Origin of the sequence: Tepidimonas sp., assembly GCF_036825565.1 — a bacterium.
Taxonomy (GTDB): Bacteria; Pseudomonadota; Gammaproteobacteria; order Burkholderiales; family Burkholderiaceae_C; genus Tepidimonas.
On the sequence record NZ_DAISXZ010000117.1, the window covers coordinates 1 to 3,622 of the forward strand.

Genomic DNA, 3,622 nt, shown 5'->3' on the forward strand with positions numbered 1-3,622 from the left:
GGCCACGGATACACCCCGGCCAGACGAGCCGCCGCGCTGAGCCCTCCCGCACACCCACCCGCGCATTGCGTCACAGGCGGCGATGCTGCAGTGCCGGCAGGCGGCGGCGCACTTCCTCCAGCCGGGCGCGGTCCAGCTCGGCCACCACCACGCCCGCGCCGGCGGCCTGCTGCGCCAGCACCACGCCCCAGGGGTCGATCACCATGCTTTGGCCCCAGGTCTGGCGGCCGTTCTCGTGCACGCCGCCCTGCGCGCTGGCAATCACATAGGCCTGGTTCTCGATGGCGCGCGCGCGCAGCAGCACCTCCCAGTGCGCCTGGCCGGTGACGTGGGTGAAGGCCGCCGGCACCACCAGCACATCGGCCGCCAGTTGCCGATAGAGCTCCGGAAAGCGCAGGTCGTAGCACACGCTCAGGCCCACGCGCCACGCGGTGCCACCGCGGTCGGTCAGCGTGAAGGTCACCGGCTGCGCGCCGGGCTTGAGCACCGCGGCTTCGTCGTAGCCCTGCTGGCCGTCGTGGAAGCGGAACAAATGGATTTTGTCGTAGCGCGCCACGCAGCGGCCCTGTGGGTCGTAGACCAGCGAGGCGTTGGCGGCGCGCTGCGGATCGTCGGTGGCCAGCGGCACGGTGCCGCCGACGATCCACATCCCCAGCTCGCGCGCGGTATCGGACAGGAAATCCTGCACGGTGCCTAGGCCCGGCTGCTCGGCGATCAGCAGCTTGTCGGCGTCGCGCCGGCCCATCAAACAAAAGTACTCCGGCAGCACCGCCAGCTCGGCGCCGGCGTGGCGCGCCTGGTCCAGCAGCGCGTGGGCCTGGGCGAGGTTGGGGTCGAGGCTGGCGCCCGACACCATCTGGATGGCGGCGACTTTCATGGGGTGCGGTCCGGGTTGACGTCGGAAGGCTCAGAGGAAGGTATCGTACGCCGGACGCGCTCGACCTGGGGATCGGCCCACGCGCCGGTGATGCGAAAGGTCTGCGTGGCCGCCGCCTGCAGCGGCTCGCGCAGCAGCCATTGCGCCAAAAAAGTGCCCAGTCCGGTGACGGGGTTGATCATGGTCGCCACCAGCGAGGCGGTGCCCGCATTCAGCTCGGGCACCACCACGGCCGTCAGGTCCTGGGTTTCGCGCACCAGATCGGCCTGACCTTCAATGAGCACGGCTGCGCTGACGCCCTTCATTTGCAGGTTGTTGGTGCTGGCCACGCCGCGCGTGATGCGGGCGTTGCCGCGGACGAAATCGAACGCGAACCCCTCGCTGAAGACATCGCGAAAATCCAGCGTCAGCCGCCGCGGCAGGGATTGCAGGCTCAGTACCCCGAGCAGTTTGGCGACGCCCGGGTCGGCCTTGAGAAACTGCCCGCGTTGCACCTCCAGCAACAGCTCGCCAGACAGGCTGGGCATGTGCAACCCCAGAGGCGAGCCCAGCCAGCCCAGCGTGCCTTCCAGACGCCCCCGCCCGCCGCGCAGCGTGCCGGCGAAACCAAAGCGCTCCAACAACGCGCCCGCGTCGCCGATGTCCAGCCGCACCTGCAAGGCGGTGCGGCGGGCGCTGGCCGCCTGCCCGGGGCCTGTCACAGCCGCGGTGGGGGCCCAGTTGCCCGATGCACTCAAGCGCGCCTCCGGCACGGTCAGGCGCAGCGATTGCAGCCGCCATTCGCGCAGCACCTCGCCACCCTGCCCGGCCTCGCGGTTGACCGCCTGGACCTCCAGCCGCCCCAGCGGACGGCCGGCCAGCTCGAAGGCGTCCACCTCCACATCCAGCGCGGGGACCGAGCGGGGCTGGCTGGCCAGCCGCTCGACATCGGCCGCGGCGCTGCGCGGCAGCTCCAGCCGCGCCAGCCGAGCCAACAGCCGCTCCTGCGCGCCGCCCCGGTACTCCAGATAGCCCTCCAACTGGCGGGCCGCCACCGTCAGCCGCCACAGATCGCCCTCGCGCGAGCCACCGGCCGTCAGCGCGTCGAACGATCGGCCACCGACCACCAGACGGTCCAGCGTGACCCCCAGCCAGCTGGGCCAGTAGGCGTCGCTGCCGCGCCAGTCCAGCCCCGCCGCCGCGCTGGCGCCGCTGGTGCCACTGGCACGCAGGGGTACCGGCGCGGGGTCCGGCTCCAGCAGGGCCTGCCACGCATCGGCATCGAGCGCGCGCAGGCGCGCCACGCCGGTCACGCCGGCGGCGGGCCAGTCCGGCAGCTCGGCGCCCAGCGCCAGTCGCCCGCGGCGCACGGCGGTGCGCGGGCCAGTGTGTTCGCGCTCGTATTCGGCGCGCAGCGGCGCCGCGTCGCCCGAGGGCTCGACGGTGAGGCGCAGGAGGTCGCGGGTGACGTCGGCCGCTGGATCGGGACGCGGTCGGGTCTGCACCGCCACCTGGACACGCCAGGCGGCGTCCGTCGGCTTGGCCAGCGGCGCTGGCAGCGCCACCCCCAAGCCCCGCAAATCGCTGTCGAACTGCAGATCCATACCCTGCGGCCCAAACGCCAGGCCAAGCGCATACCGTGTGGCCCCCTGGGCGCGCTCGCCCAGCCAGCGGGCCCAGTCCCATTCGCGGCTGGCCGCCAGCCCGGCGGCGCTGACCGTCCCCTGGCCCTGAAAACGCACCACCGCGGCACCGTCGCGCCGGCCCAGGCCGCCGCTAAAGCGCAGCTCGCCACCCAGCACGCGCGCGCTCGCCTGCGCCACCTCGAAGCCCTGTTCGGTGAAGTCGAGCGCCCCGCGCACGCCGTGCAGGGGGGGTACGTCCGGGCGCATCTGCACATCGTTGCCGGCAAAGCGCACTTGTCCGCGCACCTGGGTGCGGTCGGTGTGGTTCAGGGGCATGCGCAGATCCAATGCCACGTCCAGCACACCGGTGGCCCGCGCGGTGTCGAGCACCCCGCCGGTGAAGTCGCGCAGCGGCGATGCGGCCACGAAACGCAGCGCATCGTCGCCCGCCCCCCGGACCAGCCCCTTGACCTGCAACTGCGGTTCGTCGGCCATGTAGTCGGGAATGACAGCCTCGGCCTGCAGCGCCCGCAGCGCCGGCTGCCCCACGACACTGCCCCCGGCGCGCAGGATCTGCAGGCGTCGCCGCTCGATCAGCAGCTCGCCTGCCACGCGCTCCAGCGCCGGCCAGGGGGCGCTGCCCGCCGGCAGCAGATGCCGCGGAGCGTAGTCGAAGGCCACGTCGTGCAACTGGGCCCGCACCTCGAAGGTGCCCTGCTGGGCGTCGGCAAAGGGAAAGTCCCACAAATCCCCATCGATGCGGAACGTGGCGCTGCTCGCCCGGCCAGCGCGAATAGCGGTCTGCAGATACTGCCGCGCGCCGGCCCCCACCGTGACCGGCAGGTAGCGCGCCACGCGCGCGCCGTCGGCACGGGTCAAGCGCACGTCCAGCGTCATGCGCCCGGGAAAGCGGTCCCGCGCCGCGCTGTGGGCGGGATCGGCCGTGCGCCAGCGCACGCTGCCGCTGCCGGCAGCGTCGGCATTGGCAAAGCTCAGGCGGCTGACGTCCAGCTTGATCGCCGGGCCCTCGACGGTCCAGCGGGCGTCGGCCGACAGCTCGTCGAACGTCAGTCGGGGGTCTTCGAACACGCCGGGAAAGACCAGCGCCCCGTGGCGCAGCGCCAGCGTCGCCCGCCCACCC

2 protein-coding genes are annotated in these 3,622 nt (G+C 72.8%); both read right to left on the reverse strand.

Annotation, left to right across the window (positions count from 1 at the left end; translation table 11 throughout):
- Positions 1-70 precede the first annotated feature (70 nt).
- Positions 71-877 carry a carbon-nitrogen hydrolase family protein gene (locus V7026_RS11175; RefSeq protein WP_334155452.1) on the reverse strand — a complete coding sequence of 269 codons (807 nt, stop codon included), beginning with the start codon at positions 875-877 and terminating at the stop codon, positions 71-73.
- On the reverse strand, positions 874-3,622 hold a 2,749-nt coding region (locus tag V7026_RS11180; RefSeq protein WP_334155453.1), incomplete at its 5' end, for a YhdP family protein. The genes V7026_RS11175 and V7026_RS11180, both read right to left, overlap by 4 nt.